At 62.8% G+C, this 16,725-nt stretch carries 17 protein-coding genes and 1 pseudogene; 13 read left to right on the top strand and 5 right to left on the bottom strand.

All coding sequences use genetic code 11. The annotated features are described in order from the left end of the window. Window positions 1–198 precede the first annotated feature (198 nt). Window positions 199–903, top strand: coding sequence for a TetR/AcrR family transcriptional regulator (locus CF68_RS11980; RefSeq protein ID WP_035818978.1), 705 nt, complete (start codon window positions 199–201; stop codon window positions 901–903). Between the two features lie 64 nt (window positions 904–967). On the opposite strand, the gene CF68_RS11975 is transcribed toward CF68_RS11980, so the two are convergent. Continuing rightward, entirely contained in the window at window positions 968–1,879 is a 912-nt protein-coding gene (locus CF68_RS11975; RefSeq protein WP_035818859.1) for a LysR substrate-binding domain-containing protein, read from the bottom strand. A 183-nt stretch (window positions 1,880–2,062) separates the two neighbouring features. On the opposite strand from CF68_RS11975, the gene CF68_RS11970 reads away from it, so the two are divergent. The 11 genes and pseudogenes from CF68_RS11970 to CF68_RS11925 all read left to right on the top strand — a co-directional run bounded on the left by CF68_RS11970 (window position 2,063) and on the right by CF68_RS11925 (window position 10,138). Then, window positions 2,063–2,722 carry an RraA family protein gene (locus CF68_RS11970; protein WP_035818855.1) on the top strand — a complete coding sequence of 220 codons (660 nt, stop codon included), beginning with the start codon at window positions 2,063–2,065 and terminating at the stop codon, window positions 2,720–2,722. A 21-nt stretch (window positions 2,723–2,743) separates the two neighbouring features. Further along, window positions 2,744–3,424, top strand: coding sequence for an RraA family protein (locus tag CF68_RS11965; RefSeq protein ID WP_035818852.1), 681 nt, complete (start codon window positions 2,744–2,746; stop codon window positions 3,422–3,424). Continuing rightward, window positions 3,424–4,068 carry an RraA family protein gene (locus tag CF68_RS11960; RefSeq protein WP_035818850.1) on the top strand — a complete coding sequence of 215 codons (645 nt, stop codon included), beginning with the start codon at window positions 3,424–3,426 and terminating at the stop codon, window positions 4,066–4,068. The genes CF68_RS11965 and CF68_RS11960 overlap by 1 nt, the downstream gene beginning before the upstream one ends. Continuing rightward, window positions 4,065–4,199 (top strand): annotated as a pseudogene (locus CF68_RS39160) (aspartate transaminase); the annotation flags it as partial. The gene CF68_RS11960 and the pseudogene CF68_RS39160, both read left to right, overlap by 4 nt. Window positions 4,200–4,201: 2 nt before the next feature. After that, on the top strand, window positions 4,202–5,179 hold the full coding sequence (locus CF68_RS11955; RefSeq protein WP_035818976.1) for a threonine/serine dehydratase: 978 nt from the start codon (window positions 4,202–4,204) through the stop codon (window positions 5,177–5,179). Between the two features lie 60 nt (window positions 5,180–5,239). After that, entirely contained in the window at window positions 5,240–5,701 is a 462-nt protein-coding gene (locus CF68_RS11950; RefSeq protein ID WP_035818849.1) for a RidA family protein, read from the top strand. A 150-nt stretch (window positions 5,702–5,851) separates the two neighbouring features. Beyond that, the gene (locus CF68_RS11945) at window positions 5,852–6,754 is read left to right on the top strand and encodes a transporter substrate-binding domain-containing protein (protein WP_035818847.1); all 903 of its coding nucleotides are present in this window, start codon (window positions 5,852–5,854) and stop codon (window positions 6,752–6,754) included. A gap of 157 nt (window positions 6,755–6,911) precedes the next feature. Then, a complete protein-coding gene (locus tag CF68_RS11940; RefSeq protein WP_035818842.1) occupies window positions 6,912–7,637 on the top strand; it encodes an amino acid ABC transporter permease in 726 nt (241 codons plus the stop codon). Between the two features lie 3 nt (window positions 7,638–7,640). Beyond that, window positions 7,641–8,306, top strand: a complete 666-nt coding sequence (locus CF68_RS11935; RefSeq protein WP_035818838.1) for an amino acid ABC transporter permease — start codon at window positions 7,641–7,643, stop codon at window positions 8,304–8,306. 33 nt (window positions 8,307–8,339) lie between these two features. Further along, window positions 8,340–9,077 (top strand): amino acid ABC transporter ATP-binding protein, encoded by a 738-nt coding sequence (locus tag CF68_RS11930; protein WP_035818973.1) that lies wholly within the window; start codon window positions 8,340–8,342, stop codon window positions 9,075–9,077. Between the two features lie 257 nt (window positions 9,078–9,334). Continuing rightward, window positions 9,335–10,138, top strand: a complete 804-nt coding sequence (locus CF68_RS11925) for a BPL-N domain-containing protein (protein WP_035818835.1) — start codon at window positions 9,335–9,337, stop codon at window positions 10,136–10,138. A gap of 39 nt (window positions 10,139–10,177) precedes the next feature. Here the strand turns inward: CF68_RS11925 and CF68_RS11920 are convergent, their stop codons facing one another. From CF68_RS11920 to CF68_RS11905, 4 genes are read right to left on the bottom strand one after another with little or no spacing between them, the layout of a single operon-like run. Beyond that, window positions 10,178–11,908, bottom strand: coding sequence for a biotin carboxylase N-terminal domain-containing protein (locus CF68_RS11920; protein WP_035818831.1), 1,731 nt, complete (start codon window positions 11,906–11,908; stop codon window positions 10,178–10,180). 27 nt (window positions 11,909–11,935) lie between these two features. Next, window positions 11,936–13,564 (bottom strand): 5-oxoprolinase subunit PxpB, encoded by a 1,629-nt coding sequence (pxpB, locus tag CF68_RS11915; protein WP_035818829.1) that lies wholly within the window; start codon window positions 13,562–13,564, stop codon window positions 11,936–11,938. 27 nt (window positions 13,565–13,591) lie between these two features. Then, on the bottom strand, window positions 13,592–14,404 hold the full coding sequence (locus tag CF68_RS11910; RefSeq protein ID WP_035818827.1) for a putative hydro-lyase: 813 nt from the start codon (window positions 14,402–14,404) through the stop codon (window positions 13,592–13,594). Window positions 14,405–14,432: 28 nt separating this feature from the next. Continuing rightward, window positions 14,433–15,692, bottom strand: coding sequence for an MFS transporter (locus CF68_RS11905; protein WP_035818824.1), 1,260 nt, complete (start codon window positions 15,690–15,692; stop codon window positions 14,433–14,435). 334 nt (window positions 15,693–16,026) lie between these two features. On the opposite strand from CF68_RS11905, the gene CF68_RS11900 reads away from it, so the two are divergent. Beyond that, window positions 16,027–16,695: a GntR family transcriptional regulator gene (locus tag CF68_RS11900; RefSeq protein ID WP_035818821.1), complete on the top strand. Its 669-nt coding sequence runs from the start codon at window positions 16,027–16,029 to the stop codon at window positions 16,693–16,695. Window positions 16,696–16,725 lie beyond the last annotated feature (30 nt).

Below are 16,725 nucleotides of genomic sequence, written 5' to 3'. Positions count from 1 at the left end.
GCGGCGTGGTGCGCCCGCTGCTTTATAAGAATCAGAACTCTGGTTCTATTATTGGAAGACGACGAACCCGCTTCAATGCGGGCTTTCCCCTACGGCAGAAATCGAAGTGGGCGCGACCACCAGCGGATGCGGCTCCCGGGCCAGGTGGCGCCTGTGCTGCATAATGCTGACCTGTCCAGAATCAGGATTGCCGTTCCCATGGCTGCCACCCTCAAGCGCCAAGAAGACCACAAGAGGCGCCTGCCCCGCGCCACGCATGCCGCAAGCCAGACAGAAGCGGCGCCGGCGCTGCGCCCTCCCCGCCAGCTACGCAGTGAGGAAACCCTTGCCAAGATGATCCTGGCCGGACGAGACCTGATCCAGCAGCACGCGAATTTCGATCTGGTCCTGATCAGCGATGTCATCCGCACCGCAGGCACCTCTACCGGTGCGTTCTATGGCCGCTTCAAGGACAAGGACGCCTTCATTGACTCGGTCCTCGAGGCCGCCTTTGTGGAGATGGAGGCCGAGGCGGACAAGACCATCCGGGACGACGAGGCCTGGGCGCAAGGCACGGCATCGGAGTTCGCCGCCCTCATCGTCCGGTACTACGTCGACATGTGCCGACGGAACCAGGGCATGTTCAAGGCCGTGCTGCGCCACTTCGGCGCGCTCGACCCGGAAGCCAACCCGATGCGCCGGCTGAATCGCAACATCCAGAGCATGGTCGCGCCGGCCCTCGCGCAGAAGATGAAGGCCCAGGGCCTGAAGGCTTCCGAGACAGAAGTCCGGATCGCCATGCAGATGGTGGTGGGCACGCTTACCCTGACCCTGCTGACCGACCCGGGGCCTTTACGTTTTGACGGGGATTTAATCGAGGCAAAACTAACGGAGATGATGCAGCGTTTCTTGCTGTTGCCTTGATTTCCGCCCGGAGCGCGTCGGCAAAGCGAAAGTGTCGAGTCTTTCCTCAGCTACCAACTGTGGATCATCGCCGGTCACTTTGCTTCTTCAGCCACCCCACTGCCACCTCGACCATCGGGTGGTAGCGGTTGGCATTCCACGCCAGCGCCGCTGCCACCACCATGATGCGCTCTTTCAACGGGCGAACGACGACACTCTCCGGAGCCAACTTGCGCATTGACGAGGGCACCAAGGCCACGCCTTGGCCGCATCCGACGTAAGCGATCTGAGAGGTGATTGAGCGGACCTCATGCAAGACTCGTGGATTGAACCCGTGGGAACGGCAGACTGACGTCAACAGATCGAAGTAGACAGGGCTCCGCTCCCGGGACGACATCACCAGCGATTCGGTCGCCAGCGACCGAAGACTCACCCTGGACAGCGCAGCAAGTGCGTGATCTTTAGGTAGTGCCACGGCGAGCCGGTCTTCCGCCAGCGGCATCGTGGCGATGCCATTCCCCACCTCGCCATCGAGGCGAACGAAAGCCAGGTCAAGTTCCCCTGCCTCCAGGGCCGGGATTGCTTCCACACTGTCGATTTCCTTGACGAACACGGTCAGGTGCGGGTGCGCCTGCTTGAGCGCTTCAAGCAAAGGGGGCAGCGTTTCGAGCATAGCCGAGGTCACGGCTCCGATATGCAGGACGCCGGACTGGCCGGAGGCGACCTCGCGCACCACCCGCTCCAATCGCTCTACCTGACCGGCGAACTGACGCACGGCCGGCAGGATCGCCGCCCCCGCAGGACTAAGCTGGGTGCCGCGCCGGGATCTCTCGAACAGTTGCAGCTTGAGCGCCTGCTCCAGCACCTTGATTTGCTCGGTGAGTGGGGGCTGCGACATGTTTAGTCGCTGCGCTGCGCGCCCGAAGTGCTGCTCTTCGGCAACTGCCAGGAACATCCACAGTTGCCGTATCAGCCGAAAGTCGATCGTATTGTTCATAGGTGTTACGCGACAGCCTTGCGCAGGCTCCAGGCTCGGAATCTGAAACAGGCGATGTCTCCGGCGCGCGCCAACCTCATCAGCCCTGTTCCGAAAATCGTATCACAGAGATATTTAGTTCAGAATTTACATATTAGCAGGTCGATCCGATTATGCCTGGGTACCTTCATGAGACCCAGTGCAATGACCCAGCTCTCGCTACTCGACCGCCTTGCATCGCTCGATACGAACACTGTCTCCGATGCGCTCGATTTTCTTGGAATTTCAGGCGCGACTTATGGGCTTCGCCCTCTTTGGGACTGCCCAAAGATCATCGGACGCGCCAGCACGATCCAGCTCGGCCCGAAGGCCGATACGAATCCCACGGTACATCTCATCTCGCCGGTTATCGACGCGGTAACCACGGATGACCGCGTGCTGGTGATCGCCGGAGGCGTGGATGGCATCTCCTGTTGGGGCGACATCCTGGCCAACGCGGCGCATGTCAAGCAGGTCCGCGGATCGGTCATTGACGGGATGAGCCGCGACATCGAGGGCAGTGAGGCCATCGGTTACCCGGTCTATGGGCGGGGCGTGACCATGATCAGTGCTCGCAACAGGGTGATTCAAGTTGACTCCGGCACGCCTGTCCAGATGGCTGGCGTAACCGTCCATGAAGACGATTACGTGATTGCCGACCGCTGCGGCACGGTGTTCGTTCCCGCCTCGCGCATTGAAGAAGTCCTTGACCTGAGCGAGCGCATCGCCAAGCGCCAAGACGGCATGGTGGCCGCTGTCTGCGCCGGCCGCTCTGTGGCTGAGGTTATGCACGACAAGGAGTTCGAAGCCATCCGCGCCCGATAACAGACTTTCCCTGGAGCTCCCATGACAAATCCCCTCAAAGCCAGTGTCGAAGACCAGGAACTGGTCGCCCTCTTCGCCGGCCTGGATACGCCCGGCGTCTCGGACGCCATGGACAAGCTGGGCCTGCACGGCCAAGCCCTCGGCATCATGCCCCTGACTGACTACACGAAGGTTGTTGTGGGTCCGGCGTTCACCGTCAAGTACGTGCCAGCCAGCGTGCCGCCGGGCACCGTCGGAGACTTTATCGACGAAGTCGCGGAAGGCGATGTGGTGGTTATCGACAACGACGGCCGCACGGATTGCACGGTCTGGGGCGACATCATGACCCAGTACGCAGGGCTGCGCCGCATCGCTGGCACGGTCATCGACGGGGTCTGCCGCGATGTGAACAAGGCGCTGGGCGACAACTACCCGTTGTTTACGGCAGGCCGCTTCATGCGTACCGGCAAGGACCGCGTACAGGTCGAATCGGTAAAGACCACGGTGGCAATTGGCACCGTGCGCGTGGCTTCACGCGACATCATCGTCGCGGACGCCAACGGTGTCGTCATCGTGCCGCGCAGCCGGGCGCGCGACGTCGCCGAGACAGCTCGCAAGATTGAAGAGACCGAATCACGCATTCGCGAGCAACTGGCGCAGGGCAAGACGCTGGGCGAAGCCCGGGCGGCGCTGGGTTACCACACACTGCAAAGGAAGGCCTGATGTCTACGATCAAGAGCTATGAAGCAGCAACGCTGGAGCAGGCATGCCAGTTGGGCACCTCCACGCTGTACGAGGCTGCCGGCCTGACCATCAGTTCGGTCGACCCGGCTATCCGCCCGGTATGGCCTGGCGCTTCGATCGCCGGCCCCGCATATCCCCTGGAATGCTCGCCCGGTGACAATCTGTCCATCCACATTGCCATGGAAAAGGTGCCACGTGGCAGCGTGCTCGTTGTCTCGACCGGCGGCTTCGTTTCCGGCTACTGGGGCGAAGTGCTGACTGTGGCCGCCGAAGCCGCCGGCGTGATTGGTCTGGTCATTGATGGCGGCGTGCGGGACATCGCAGCCCTTACGGCGCGGCGCTTTCCGGTGTTCACCCGTGGCATCTCCATGCGCGGAACAATTAAAGCCAGCTCGCCTTCGGTCGGCCAGCCGATCAGCTTTGCGGGCACGCCGGTCGCGGCCGGTGATTTGATAGTGGCCGATGATGACGGCGTGCTGGTCATTCCAGCAGCCCGCGTCGAATACACGCTGGCTCAAGGCCAGGCCCGCGCCGACAAGGAGGCGAAGATGATGGCCGCCTTGCGCGACGGCCATAGCACGCTGGAGCTGATGGGCCTTACCAGCTGGAGGAACGAGAAGTGACCGAGCCGGGCTACGGTTTGAACCGGTTCCTCGCTGTGGCGCATCCATCGGCGACCTGCAAGGTCATGGACCGCGTGGCAACGCGCCGTGCCAGCGGCGCAAAGGTCATCTCGCTATGCGCAGGGGAGCCGGCATGAGTGAGTTCGATATCGCAGCAATCCGCCAGGCCGCATCTCGCTTGCAAGGTCGAGTGGTGCGTACCCCACTGCTTGAGTCACCAATGCTCAGCGAGCGCGCGGGCTGCCGTCTGTTCGTCAAGGCGGAAGCTCTGCAACTGACCGGGTCCTTCAAGATCCGTGGCGCGCTCAACAAGATGCTGTCGATGGATGAGGCGTCAAGGAATACGGGCATCGTCGCATTCTCTGCGGGAAACCATGGTCAAGGCGTTGCCGCAGCTGCCCTCACAGTTGGTTGCCCGGCTGTGATCGTGATGCCAAACACGGCTCCGCGTATCAAGGTGAACAACTGTCGATGGTGGGGCGCGGAAGTCGTGACATACGACCCGCAAACGGAAGACCGCGTCGAAGTTGCGGACCGTGTCGCCCGGCTACGCGGAATGACCGTTGTCCCGCCATTCGACGACTACGACATCATGGCCGGCCAAGGGACGTGTGGGTTGGAGATCGTTGAACAGTTGAACGACCTGCATGTCACGCCAGACACGATCATTATCAATTGCAGCGGCGGCGGGCTCGCCTCCGGCGTGGCCGAAGCCGTTAAGGATGCTTTCCCTGACACCACGATCTTGATCGCGGAGGTACTCGGCTACGAGAAAGTCGCGCGCTCCCTGGCCACTGGCATACCGCAGAGCAATCCTTCGGTGCCGAAGACGGTTCTGGACGGCATTGCCGGTCCGACTGCAGGCGAGAAAACGGTCGCGGTGCTGCGTCGACACCAAGCCAAGGGGATAGGGGTAAGCGATAGCGAAGGGCTGGCCGGCGTTGCCGCCGCATTCAAGATGCTCAAGATCGTAGTCGAACCGGGGGGTGCCGCGGCACTGGGCACCGTACTGGCAGGAAAGGTCGATGTCGCGGGAAAGAACGTCGTGGTCATCGCCTCTGGTGGAAACGTTGATCCCGCCGTCTTCTCCTCGGCACTGGAACGGAGCTGACGCGCCTTGTCGCCAGATCCGACCCGCAGACACTCTCAATCGCGAACGACTCAAACCATCATGAACCCTGAACAACGACTCCAGGCCGCCGGCCTGTCGCTGCCCGCCGCTTATTCGCCGTCGGGAAATTACCTTCCCTTCAGGCGCGCCGGACAGTTGCTCTTCGTTTCCGGCCATGGGCCGCGGCTCGATAACGGAATCTACGTTGCTGGCCAACTCGCTACGCCTGACGATGTGCCGGCCGGCTATGCGGCTGCTCAACTCGCGACACTTAACATGCTGGCCGCCGTCAAGCTGGCGGTGGGCGACCTTGGCAAGGTGCAGGCCGTTTTGAAAGTCCTGGGGCTTGTCAACTGCACCGCGGATTTCAAACAGCATCCGAAGGTGATCGATGGCTGCTCAGACACGCTGGTCGCTGCATTTGGAGAAGCTGGTCAACACGCGCGCTCTGCCGTGGGCATGGCATCTCTGCCACATGGAATGACGGTGGAGGTGGAAGCGGTATTTCTCGTACAGGATTAAAAGAAAGAGACGCATGAACTGCTACAAGCTTGTCCATCAATTGCCTGGGGTGTCGCAGGAAGACACCTCCACCGTATCCAGGCGCGACTGAATTCAATCACAGCCGGATAGACGCATTCGACGGATACATCATCTCGGAGACATTCAGAAATGAAGAAACATAGCCTTGCTTTCTCGGTGGCCCTGCTGACCATGGGCGCGGCCTGTGCGCAGAGCAACGACACGCTTGCCAAAATCAAGGCCTCTGGCAGCGTTACCCAAGGCGTGCGCGAGGCTTCAGGTGCCCTGGCCTATACGCTGGGCAACGGTGTATATGCCGGCTTTCACTATGACGTTTGCACCAGCATCATCCGCGATATCCAGAAGCAGCTGGGTCTGTCGAACCTGGAAACCAAGTACGTTCCTGTGACTTCGGCCAATCGGATACCTCTTGTGAAGAACGGTACCGTCGACATCGAGTGCGGATCGACCTCCAACACCCAGGCCAGACAGAAAGAAGTGGCTTTCGGGAATACGCTCTATGTCGAGGAGGTACGCATGGCCGTTAGAGCCGATTCCGGTATCAACTCACTAGCCGACCTCAGCGGCAAGACGGTCGTTACCACCACCGGTACGACGGCGTTGCAAGTGGTGCGTCAGAACAAGCGTGCCAGGAACATCGACTTCCGTGAAATCAGCGGCAAGGATCACTCCGATAGCTTCTTGCTCCTCGAAACCGGTCGCGCCGATGCCTTTGTGTTGGACAGCCAGGTCCTGGCCGGCAGTATCGCAATGTCGAGAAACCCAAGGAGCTTCAGGATCGTCGGTGAGGCTCTGTCGGTCGAGCCTATTGCCATCATGGTCCGCAAGGACGATCCGGCCTTCAAGAAGGCGGTCAACGACAGCATCGCTCGCCAGGTCAAAGACGGCACGGTCGCCAAGCTCTATGACAAGTGGTTCATGAGGGCCATCCCTCCCTCGAACACCTCGCTCAATCTGCCAGCATCCGCCGCCACGAAGGCCGCCTGGGAAAATCCCAACGACAAACCTGCGGAGGCCTACAAGGCCGACTAGACGGGTCCGGCTACTACTTGAACAGCAGGCTGAGCCGAAGCGTTGCAGGTAGAAGCGCCACACACCCTATCTACCAGCCGGATGTGGCTGTGCATGCATGCTGCGACACCGTGCCCTCGCGGGCACGCCACACTACCAACACAATCAGGAGCGTCCTATGGGAATCGATTGGGATTGGCAAGTCTATTTTCAGGATCCCGGAACATTTCCCACGTACTGGCAATGGATGATGTCGGCCTGGGGCTGGTCTGCCTCTGTCGCCTTGCTGGCGCTGATTATCGCCTTCATCCTGGGGTCGATTATCGGCATTTTGCGCACGCTTCCCGACAGCCCCGTGCTGTCTGGATTCGGCGCCTCCTGGGTGGAGCTCTTTCGAAACATTCCGCTGCTGGTGCAGATTTTCCTGTGGTACCACGTCATGCCGGTCGTCGTGCCCGCGATGAAGGGCTTCGACAACTTCACTCTGGTGGTCATCGCGCTGGGCGTCTACACCTCGGTGCGGATTGCCGAGCAGGTTCGGTCAGGGATCCAATCGTTGCCGCGTGGCCAACGCTACGCCGGCATGGCGCTGGGGTTCAGCACCTTGCAGTACTACCGCTACGTGCTGCTGCCGATGGCCTATCGGATCGTCATCCCGCCGCTTACGAGCGAGGCCATGAACGTGTTTAAGAACTCCTCGGTGGCCTTCTCTGTGTCGGTAACCGAGTTGACCTGGTTCGCCATGCAGGCAGGCGAAGAGACATCACGTCCTATCGAAATCTATGCTGCGGTGACGGTCCTTTACATCATCTCCGCTTTATCCATCAACCGGATCATGGCCATCGTCGAAAGGCGTTCTCGCGTTCCAGGCCTTATCTCTTTGGCAGGCAGCGGAGGGCATTGAACGATGGAACTCGACCTTTCCTTCTATAGCTGGGAGATCATCAGCAACTACGTCCTCAAGGGGTTGTACTTCAGTGTGATCCTGACCGTGGTCGCTACGGCAGGCGGCATCCTGTTCGGCACCCTCCTGGCCCTCATGCGCATGTCGGGCTCGAAGGTTCTCGGAATCCCGGCGACTGTCTATGTCAACGGTATGCGCAGCATACCGCTCGTCATGGTGCTGCTTTGGTTTTTCTTACTTGTGCCGCTCCTGATCGGCAAACCGATTGGCGCAGAAGCTGCTGCAGTCATCACCTTTGTCGCCTTCGAAGCTGCGTACTTCAGCGAGATCATGCGAGCCGGCATTCAATCCATTCCCCGCGGCCAGGCATCTGCCGGTCACGCACTAGGCATGACCTACGCTCAGAATTTGCGTGTGGTAATCCTGCCGCAGGCATTCAGGAACATGGTCCCTGTTCTGCTGACGCAGACGATCATCCTGTTTCAGGACACCTCGCTGGTCTACGCCATCGGTGCCAACGACGCCCTCAAGGGCTTTGTAGTCGCTGGTACAACCAGGGGCCGTCCGGTGGAGAGTTACGTGCTGGCGACCGTCTTCTACTTCGTCGTTTGCTTTGCGTTGTCCTGCCTGGTCAAGCGCCTGCATCGGAAAATCGCCATCATCCGCTGAGCGGACGTTGAGGAAACAGCTATGTCTCAATCCATGATCGAAATTAAGAACGTCTCCAAATGGTATGGCTCCGCCCAGGTACTCCATGACTGCTCAGTCAGCGTCAACAAGGGCGACGTGGTAGTGGTATGCGGCCCCTCTGGCTCTGGCAAATCCACCCTTATCAAGACAGTCAACGCGCTTGAACCATTCCAAAAGGGCGAGATTACTGTAAATGGCATCAAGCTGCACGATCCGAAAACGAACCTTCCCAAGCTTCGAAGCAAGGTCGGGATGGTGTTCCAGCACTTTGAACTGTTCCCGCACCTGTCGGTGACAGACAACCTTACCATTGCGCAAATGAAAGTGCTGGGGCGCAGTTCGGAAGAGTCCAAGGCCCGTGGCCTGAAGATGCTCGACCGCGTTGGCCTGATGGCACATAAGGACAAGTTTCCCGGTCAACTTTCGGGAGGCCAACAGCAGCGTGTGGCCATCGCGCGTGCATTGTCCATGGATCCTGTGGTCATGCTGTTCGACGAGCCGACGTCGGCACTCGATCCCGAAATGGTGGGCGAAGTGCTCGACGTAATGGTGGGATTAGCCAATGAGGGCATGACCATGATGGTCGTCACCCACGAGATGGGCTTCGCTCGCAAGGTGAGCAACCGGGTGGTCTTCATCGACGTTGGTGGACATATCCTCGAGGACTGCAGCAAGGAAGAATTCTTCGGTGACCCGAACTCGCGCAAGCCTCGGACCAAGGATTTCCTGGACAAGATCCTGCAGCACTAAAGGATGTGTCGGAAGATCGGCCGCCTGGCCACCTGATGTTGGCGCGACGCTTCGCGGCCACGATTCTCCGAATTTCCCAGTTGGCGATGTCACCGAAATCTTGCCGATCGGCGGCGTTGTGCTTGAATTCATTCAGGGCAACGATATGCCTTGTCAATGCACAATAAGAGCACTTTGGATCGCCCAACTTCCTATCCGAGACCGGTACCTGAGCCGTCCCGTGAGTTCCCGTTCGTTATTCAAAAACGGATGCCGATATGCCAAGGCCGCAGATCCTGACCTATGTCGACGCCGGCGCTTCCGACTGGACCGCATGCCTGATGCGGACCATCGGGCACCAACTCCATGCCAGCACCTACGAGATCCGTGCGGTGATGGCAGACGACATCCGGCACGACGCCACGCTGTTCGATGGGGCGGTGCTGTTTGTCATGCCGGGCGGCGCCGACCTTCCCTACTGTGCAATGCTGAACGGTGCCCCGAACGCGCGCATCCGGCATTTCGTCGAGCAGGGCGGCGCCTACCTTGGGATTTGCGCGGGCGCTTACTACGCATGTCGGGAACTGGCGTTTCACGCCGGCACCAGGGGCGCAATCTGCGGCCCGCGCGAACTGTGCTTTGTCGACGCGGTGGCAGTGGGCTCGCTGCCGGAACTTACCGACGGCATGCTGTATGACGGCACGCCGCGTACCACGGCCGCGGTGAAACTGCGCACCACGGACAGCCTGACCGATGCCCCGATGTCGCTATACACCCACTACCATGGCGGCTGCCGCTTTGACTTCGGCGACACCCCCGGCCCCGACACGCAGGTCCTGGCCGTCTATGCGGATATCGATGGCACGCCGCCCGCCATCGTCAGTTCACGGGTTGGCAAGGGCCGCGCGGTGCTCGCCGGCGTCCACCTGGAGATCTCCGAGCGGGAGTGCAAGGATGCGCTGCGCGGACACAGCGATATGCCTGAACACCTCCATGTCTGCGACCGGCTGGCGGAGACCGGCGATACACGCCTGGCGGTGTTTCGCCGCTTGCTGGCGCACGCGGGGCTTGCGCTGAACTGAGCGGCACGCCCTACCCTTTGGCCGGCATTCTTGGTGAATTCACACAATGTTAACCAGCCGCGTCCCCGCCGTCAGGAAAGTGCCCGCGGCCGCCTGCCACGTTACGCGGCCGCCGCGATGAGCATGGACTTGCATCTCCATCTTCATTGCTTCCATCACGGCGATCAGATCGCCTTCCTTGACCTCGTCGCCAACTGCCACCTTCCAGGTCTGCACGGTGCCGGCGATCGGGGATGGCAGGTCGGCCGGGTCGGTAGCGGCGGCCTGGGCCGGCGCCGCGGCGCTGCCTTGCCCGGGCGCGTCGGCGAGGCCGCGCAGCAGCTGCGCCGGCAGGCCCAGCACCATGCGGCGGCCGTCGATCTCGATGGCGGTGCGCCGCAGGCTGGCATCGTGCCGGGGCTCGGCACGGGTGGCTGCCGCCAGCGGTTCGGCGAAGTCGGACTCGATCCAGCGCGTGTGGACCCTGAAGCCATCCGCGCCGAGGAAATCTGCGTGGTCGATCACCGCACGGTGGAACGGCAGCACCGACGCCACCCCCTCGATACGGAACTCGCGCAGCGCACGGCGTGCGCGCGCCAGCGCCTGTTCGCGCGTGGCACCGGTGACGATGAGCTTGGCCATCAGCGAGTCGAATGTGCCGGGGACCACCGAGCCCGACTGCACGCCCGAGTCCACGCGCACCCCGGGACCCGACGGAGCCTCGAAGGTCTGCACCGGCCCGGGCGTGGGCAGGAAGCCGCGGCCCACGTCCTCGGCGTTGATGCGGAACTCGATCGAATGGCCCAGCGGCGCCGGGGTTTCGGTGATGGATAGCGGCAAGCCATCCGCCACGCGCAATTGCTCGACCACCAGGTCCACGCCGGTGGTCTGCTCGGTCACGGGGTGCTCCACCTGCAGGCGGGTGTTGACCTCCAGGAAGGAGATCGCGCCGCTGGCGCTGAGCAGGAATTCCACGGTGCCGGCACTGGTGTAGTTGGCCGCCGCGCAGATGTCGCGGGCGGCGGCGTGGATACGCGCGCGCTGCGCGTCGGTCAGGAACGGCGCGGGGGCTTCTTCGACCAGCTTCTGGTTGCGGCGCTGGAGCGAACAGTCGCGCGTGCCCAGCACCACGACATTGCCATGCTGGTCGGCCAGTACCTGCGCTTCGATATGGCGAGGCTTGTCGAGGAACTGCTCAACGAAGCATTCGCCGCGGCCAAAGGCAGTGACAGCCTCGCGCACGGCGGAGGCGTACAGCTCTTCAACCTCATCCATGCGCCATGCGATCTTCATGCCGCGGCCGCCACCGCCGAAGGCGGCCTTGATGATGATCGGCAGGCCGTTCTGCTCAGCAAAGGCCAGTACCTCGCTGGCGTCCACGACCGGGTCGGGCGTGCCGGCGACCAGCGGGGCACCAACCTGCAAGGCGATCTTGCGCGCTTCCACCTTGTCGCCCAGCCGGGCAATCGTGGCGGGCGACGGGCCAATCCAGACCAGGCCGGCATCGATCACTGCCTTGGCAAAGGCTTCACTTTCCGACAGGAAGCCGTAGCCTGGATGCACGGCATCTGCCCCGCTGCGCCGGGCGATTTCGAGCAGCTTGGGAATGTTCAGGTAGGTGTCGGCCGGACGGTCGCCGTCCAGGCCGTAGGCCTCGTCGGCCAGCCGCGCGTGCAGCGCGTCGATATCAGCATTGGCATACACGGCCACCGACCCGACTCCGTAGTCGGCACAGGCGCGGATGATGCGGACGGCAATCTCGCCGCGGTTGGCAATCAGGACTTTCTTCATCGCGAATCTCTGTTAGGGCTTGTGCGCTCAGGCGGCAGACAGTTGCTGCGCCGACGGTTGAAGTTCTTCGAAGGCGCCGAGCGGGTTGAAGCGCAGCCAGGCGCCAACCGGAATCTGTCCGGCGCGGTCCAGGTGGTAAGGAGCCACGGCCCCGATCACGGGGTAGCCGCCGGTCAGCGGGTGGTCGGCCAGGAACAGCACGGGTTGGCCGCTTGGCGGCACCTGCAACGCACCCAGGGCGGTGCCCTCGCTGGGCAGCTCGCCGGTAATGGCGCGCTCCAGCGGCACCTCGCCGGCCAGGCGCAGGCCCACGCGGTTGGATTGCGGGGTGACTTGCCAGCGCTGCGCGGCAAGGCGCGCCACGGACTCGGCAGTGAACCAGTCGGTGCGGGGACCGAGCACTACGTCCAGCACGACGTCCTGCTCCACCGTGGGCAGGTCGGCGGCAGGCAAGCCGGGGGTGCCCACGACGGCGCCGGCCGGTGCGGGCAGCAGGTTCAGCACATCGCCCACGGCCAGCGGCGCGGGGCCGACCTTGGCCAGGGTGTCAGTCGCACAACTGCCCAGGACCGGCGCGACGGCAAACCCGCCGCGTGCAGCCACATAGCTGCGGGCGCCGGCAAGAGGCTGACCGATGCTCAGCGTGTCGCCATCGGCCAGCGCCACGGCCTGGTGGTTCGGGACGCTCCATTGGCGGCCATCGGCAGTGCGCACCGTCAGCGCCGCATCGGCGCCGGTGACAGCCAGCACGGTCTCGCCCACGCTCTGCAGTTGCAGTCCGCCGCCCACGGTTTCGAGCGCCGCGCCGTCGCTGCGGTTGCCGACCAGTCGGTTGGCCATCTTGAGGGCGGCCTGGTCCATCGCACCCGAGGCCGAGACGCCCTGCCCCGCCTGGCCGTGCCGGCCCAGGTCCTGGAACACGGTCTGCAGCCCGGTGGCCTTCACCTTCAGCGCCGCGGCAGCAGGCGCCTGGTCCGTCGGCAACGGCTGGCGCGCCGGAGCGCCGGCGGCGATAGCGCTGCCCGCATCGAGCACGCCATCGAGCGTGGCGATGTCGATGAACCGCACGCGATATCCGGGCTGCAGCAGCGCAGGCTGTTCGCGATTCAGGTCCCACATGGCCACGGGGGTGACCCCGATGATCTGCCAGCCGCCCGGGCTGGCTTGCGGGTACACGCCGCTGAAGGTGCCCGCCAGGCCCACGGCGCCGGCGGGAATACGCGTGCGCGGCGTACTGCGGCGCGGCACGTCGAAGCTGGGATGGCCGCCGCTGAGATAGGCAAAGCCTGGCGCAAAGCCGGTAAAGGCAACGGTGTATTCGCTGCCGGTGTGGCGGCGCACCACTTCCGCGGGCGTGATGCCAAGCAGCTGGGCCACCTCGGCCAGGTCCTCGCCGTCATAGCGCACCGGAATCTCGACCAGGATGTTGCTGCGCTCGACGCGCTGCGACAGGTCGCGCGCGGCGATGGCCCGTACCAGCGCGGCGGTGCTGGTGGCCACTGGGCGGAAGTGAACGAGGATGGTGCGCGCGGCGGGCACCAGCTCCGCCACGCCGTGCAGGGGATCGCGCTGCAGCGAGGCCAGCAAGGCCAGGGTCTGGTCCAGGTCGACCAGTTCCACCAGCAGCGCATTCGAAGTGACGGGCAGAAAACGCAAAACGAGCTCCGCAATGACCCGGGGGTCCTAGACGTGATACGTGCTGTCTGGCACGTCGGTAATGAACATGTGGCCCGGCGCATGCGTCACGGCGAACGGCACGCCCGACGCCATCACGGCCGCCTGGGGCGTGACGCCGCAAGCCCAGAACACCGGGATCTCGCCCGGCTCGATACGCACGGCGTCACCAAAGTCAGGCCTGGCGAGGTCGGCAATGCCGAGCGCGGCCGGATCGCCGACATGGACGGGCGAGCCGTGCACCGACGGGAAGCGTGCGCTGATGGAAACCGCATCGGCAACCCGATGCGCAGGGATGGGCCGCATGGACACGACCATCTCGCCATGCAGGCGGCCAGCCGGGCGACACTGACGGTTGGTGCGGTACATCGGCACGTTGGAACCATCGGCGATATGCCGCACCTCGATGCCTGCCTCTTGCAGCGGCGTCTCGAAGGTGAAGCTGCAGCCGATCAGGAAGGTGACCAGATCCGGATGCTCAGTCCACAGGGGCGTGGCATCCGCCACCTCCTCCACCAGCTTGCCGTCGCGCCACACTCGATACAGAGGGATGTCGGTGCGGATATCCGCCCCTTGCGCCAACACGGTCTGCTGTGCACCCGCTTCGATCACGTCGAGCACGGGACAGGCCTTGGGGTTGCGCTGCGCGTACAGCAGGAAGTCCCAGGCCCAGTCGCGCGGCAACGCGATCATGTTGGCTTGGGTCATCCCCGGTGCAATGCCGGCGGTAGGCTGTACTGTGCCGGCACGGTAGCTTGCGCGCGCTTCGCGCGCGGCGTTCACGGCGGCGATGCGGGCGCGTTCCAGTGCGGAATCTTGCATGAGGGTTGCTCCAGTGTCTTGGATCAGATCAATGCGCAGCCTCGGCCTCGGCCCCGGCTTCGGCGAGCAGTTCGCGCCCTTGCGTTTCCGGCAGCAGCAGGCAGGCGATGACGACCAGCCCATAGGCACCGGCGGCGAGATAGCCGATGGCAACACCCAGCGACATCGATGCGCTCATATGCCCGATCATGGCCGGGAATATGGAACCGACCGCACGGCCAAAGTTGTAGCAGAAGCCCTGGCCGGAGCCGCGGATATGGCTCGGATACAGCTCCGTCAGGTAGGCCCCCATCCCCGAGAAGATGCCGGACAGGAAGAAGCCCAGCGGGAAACCCAGCACCAGCATCGCAGCGTCGGTGATCGGCAACTGTGTATAGCAGATCACGAGGAAGGCCGCGCTCACCGCAAACAGCATGAAGCAGCGCCGGCGCCCCAGGCGGTCGGACAGCCAGGCGCTGGTCAGGTAGCCGGCGAAGGACCCGGCGATCAGCACCATCAGGTAGCCGCTGGTGTTGAGCACGGAGAGATTGCGCTCCATCTTGAGGTAGGTGGGCAGCCAGGTCGTCACCGAATAGTAGGCACCTTGCATGCCGGTCGCCAGCAGGCTTGCCAGCACCGTCACGCGCAGCACGCCGGGCTTGAAGATCAGCATGAAGTTATTGCTTTGCCCGGTGCGGGCCAGCTTGGCCCTGGTTTCCTGATACACCTCGGGCTCGGAGATATTGCGGCGGATATACAGGATAAAGATCGCCGGCAGCACGCCGGCCCAGAACAGCACGCGCCATGCGTATTGCTGCTCGAACACGGCATAGACCGCCCAGAATGCAATCGCCGACAGGCCCCAGCCGATGGCCCAGCTGCTTTGCACCAGTCCGACCGCCTTGCCGCGGTGGCGGGCCCGGATCATCTCGGCGATCAGCAAGGAACCGACCGACCATTCGCCGCCAAAGCCCAGCCCTTGCAGCATGCGGGTCACGAACAGTTGCTCGGGGGACTGGGTGAAGCCGCTCAGGAACGTAAAGAAACTGAACCAGAGCACGGTCAGCTGCAGGATCCGCACGCGACCATATTTGTCGGCCAGGATGCCGGCCAGCCAGCCGCCGATGGCCGAGCTGATGAGCGCGCCCGTCGCGATGTAGCCCGCCTCGGCCTTGGTCATGCCCCACACCAGGATGAAGGTGGGGATCATGAAGGTGTAGATCATGTAGTCGAAGGCATCGACCCCATAGCCGACGAAGGCGGCAAAGAGCGTCTTGCGCTCCGCCTGGTTTGTTTCTTTAAGCCACATGGTTGCGCTCACTATGGATAAGGACAAATCGTGGACAAGGCTCGTCGCGCTGTCTTCACGACGAAGTTCCGGTAGCGAGCAAGACCACTATCCAGCGGCCCTGCACACCAACCGCTGTTTAGCAAAACACATGCCATGTTCATTTATCTGCACGTATGACTCAACCACCGTGACTTATTGTTGAACAATATTGGCTGTTGTTCGATTCTCGTATACACCTAAGTCACGTTTGCAGGGCATCCTTCGCACCAATCTTGTGCCTATTGTTCAACAAAGTGAGATAACATCGCCGCACGGGGGCATGCCGGAACCTGTCGCCCCGACGCAAGCCAACATGACATCCAGTACTGACGTAAGAAATCTGGCCGAGCGGGTCACGGAGCAGATTCGCCAGCGCATCGTGCATGGCGAATTCGCGCCCGGGCAGCGCTTGTCGGAAGCCGCGCTTAGCGAGAGCCTGCAGATCTCGCGCAATACCTTGCGCGAGACCTTTCGCGTGCTGACCAAGGAGGGCCTGCTCAAGCACGAACCCAACCGCGGGGTATCGGTGGCAATTCCCAGCATCGCGGCCATCATCGACATCTACCGCGTGCGCCGCATGATCGAGTGCCAGGCCATCGCCCAGGCCTACCCCAGCCATCCGGCCAGGAAGCACCTGCGCGAAGCGGTGGAAATGGGGCTGCGCTGCCGCGACAGCGGCGACTGGCAAGGCGCGGGCACCGCCAATATGGAGTTCCATATGGCCATCGTGGAACTGGCCGACAGCGAGCGGCTGAACGTGATGTTCTCCCACCTGCTCGCCGAGCTGCGCCTGGCATTCGGCATGCTGCAGGATCCGGAATTCCTGCATGGCCCATATGTCGAGCTGAACCAGCACATCCTGCAGTTGTTCGAGTCGGGCAAGCTCGCAGAGTGTGCCGCAGCCCTCAACGACTACCTGGCGCAGTCCGAGCGCATCGTGCTGTCGGTTTGCGCCCGGCACCCGATTTTCAAGGGGCGTTGAACGCCGGTGCAGCGTATCCATGCGTAGCTG

It is taken from the genome of Cupriavidus sp. SK-4, from assembly GCF_000611125.1.
In the GTDB taxonomy this organism is placed as follows: domain Bacteria; phylum Pseudomonadota; class Gammaproteobacteria; order Burkholderiales; family Burkholderiaceae; genus Cupriavidus; species Cupriavidus necator.
The sequence above is the reverse complement of the archived record's forward strand: the minus strand, read 5'-3'. Positions and strand labels throughout refer to the sequence as shown.

Bases quoted from the DNA above. Each gene is read 5' to 3' on its own strand.
- CF68_RS11905 (WP_035818824.1), bottom strand. From the start codon at position 15,692: ATGTGGCTTAAAGAAACAAACCAGGCGGAGCGCAAGACGCTCTTTGCC.
- CF68_RS11975 (WP_035818859.1), bottom strand. From the start codon at position 1,879: ATGAACAATACGATCGACTTTCGGCTGATACGGCAACTGTGGATGTTC.
- CF68_RS11935 (WP_035818838.1), top strand. From the start codon at position 7,641: ATGGAACTCGACCTTTCCTTCTATAGCTGGGAGATCATCAGCAACTAC.
- CF68_RS11960 (WP_035818850.1), top strand. From the start codon at position 3,424: ATGTCTACGATCAAGAGCTATGAAGCAGCAACGCTGGAGCAGGCATGC.
- CF68_RS11980 (WP_035818978.1), top strand. From the start codon at position 199: ATGGCTGCCACCCTCAAGCGCCAAGAAGACCACAAGAGGCGCCTGCCC.
- CF68_RS11920 (WP_035818831.1), bottom strand. From the start codon at position 11,908: ATGAAGAAAGTCCTGATTGCCAACCGCGGCGAGATTGCCGTCCGCATC.
- CF68_RS11970 (WP_035818855.1), top strand. From the start codon at position 2,063: ATGACCCAGCTCTCGCTACTCGACCGCCTTGCATCGCTCGATACGAAC.
- CF68_RS11925 (WP_035818835.1), top strand. From the start codon at position 9,335: ATGCCAAGGCCGCAGATCCTGACCTATGTCGACGCCGGCGCTTCCGAC.
- CF68_RS11910 (WP_035818827.1), bottom strand. From the start codon at position 14,404: ATGCAAGATTCCGCACTGGAACGCGCCCGCATCGCCGCCGTGAACGCC.
- CF68_RS11945 (WP_035818847.1), top strand. From the start codon at position 5,852: ATGAAGAAACATAGCCTTGCTTTCTCGGTGGCCCTGCTGACCATGGGC.
- CF68_RS11950 (WP_035818849.1), top strand. From the start codon at position 5,240: ATGAACCCTGAACAACGACTCCAGGCCGCCGGCCTGTCGCTGCCCGCC.
- CF68_RS11965 (WP_035818852.1), top strand. From the start codon at position 2,744: ATGACAAATCCCCTCAAAGCCAGTGTCGAAGACCAGGAACTGGTCGCC.
- CF68_RS11930 (WP_035818973.1), top strand. From the start codon at position 8,340: ATGATCGAAATTAAGAACGTCTCCAAATGGTATGGCTCCGCCCAGGTA.
- CF68_RS11955 (WP_035818976.1), top strand. From the start codon at position 4,202: ATGAGTGAGTTCGATATCGCAGCAATCCGCCAGGCCGCATCTCGCTTG.
- CF68_RS11900 (WP_035818821.1), top strand. From the start codon at position 16,027: ATGACATCCAGTACTGACGTAAGAAATCTGGCCGAGCGGGTCACGGAG.
- CF68_RS11940 (WP_035818842.1), top strand. From the start codon at position 6,912: ATGGGAATCGATTGGGATTGGCAAGTCTATTTTCAGGATCCCGGAACA.